2 protein-coding genes are annotated in these 1152 nt (G+C 58.9%); both read left to right on the top strand.

The window, feature by feature from the left end:
- Positions 1–621, top strand: a 621-nt coding sequence (locus AWB74_RS44740) for a succinate dehydrogenase iron-sulfur subunit (RefSeq protein WP_061152827.1), incomplete at its 5' end; no start/stop codon positions are given.
- A 2-nt stretch (positions 622–623) separates the two neighbouring features.
- Positions 624–893 (top strand): FAD assembly factor SdhE, encoded by a 270-nt coding sequence (locus tag AWB74_RS44745; protein ID WP_061152828.1) that lies wholly within the window; start codon positions 624–626, stop codon positions 891–893.
- Positions 894–1152 lie beyond the last annotated feature (259 nt).

A 1152-nucleotide genomic window follows, 5' to 3' on the forward strand; every position in this document is an offset into this window, starting at 1 on the left:
ATCAAGCATGAACGCATGTTGCTCGATGCGCTGGTGAAGCTGAAAGAGCTCGATGAAACGCTGTCGTTCCGCCGCTCATGCCGCGAAGGCGTGTGCGGGTCGGACGCGATGAACATCAACGGCAAGAACGGCCTCGCGTGCCTGACGAATCTGAACGAGCTGCCGCAGAAGATCGTGCTGCGTCCGCTGCCGGGGCTGCCGGTCGTGCGTGACCTGATCTGCGATTTCACGCAGTTCTTCAACCAGTATCATTCGATCAAGCCGTATCTGATCAACGACACGCCGCCGCCCGAGAAAGAGCGTTTGCAATCGCCGGTCGAACGCGATGAGCTCGATGGCTTGTACGAGTGCATCTTGTGCGCGAGCTGCTCGACGTCGTGCCCGAGCTTCTGGTGGAACCCGGACAAGTTCGTGGGACCGGCGGGCTTGCTGCAAGCGTATCGCTTCATTGCGGATAGTCGCGACGAAGCGACGGGCGAGCGTCTGGACAACCTGGAAGATCCGTATCGTCTGTTCCGTTGCCATACGATCATGAATTGCGTCGACGTGTGCCCGAAGGGGCTCAATCCGACCAAGGCGATCGGCAAGATCAAGGAATTGATGGTGCGCCGGGCGGTTTGAAAATGGACGAATCTCACCAGTCCGATCCCCTTCGCCGCGCGCGCCTTCGCTGGCGCGCAAGGCGCGGCCTGCTGGAAAACGATCTGATCTTCGAGCGTTTCTTCAGCCGATATGAGCATGACCTCAGCGACGCCGATGTGGCCGCATTGACCCGCCTGCTGGAGCTGAGCGACAACGAACTGATGGACTTGCTGCTGGCGCGCACGGAGCCCGAGGGCGACCTCGCGACGCCGGACGTAGTCCGCTTGCTGGACATGCTGCGCACCGTGTGATTCGTGCAGGAATTCGCGGAGTTTTGCAAAATAGGCCTGCTGCAGTGCACACAGGCCGATAAGACAGTTTTGCCGCGCAGCTTCCGTCGTGCAAATTATCGAAAACCTGTATCCATACTTCGATTGAGGATGTGCTATGACCCCGTCAGATGTTAAAGCCACGCTATCGTTCAGCGACAACTCGCCGAGCGTCGAAATGCCGATCTACAAGGGCACGATGGGCCCGGACGTGATCGACATCCGCAAGTTGTACGGTCAG

The organism is Caballeronia arvi (assembly GCF_001544695.2).
GTDB classification, from domain to species: Bacteria; Pseudomonadota; Gammaproteobacteria; order Burkholderiales; family Burkholderiaceae; genus Caballeronia; species Caballeronia arvi.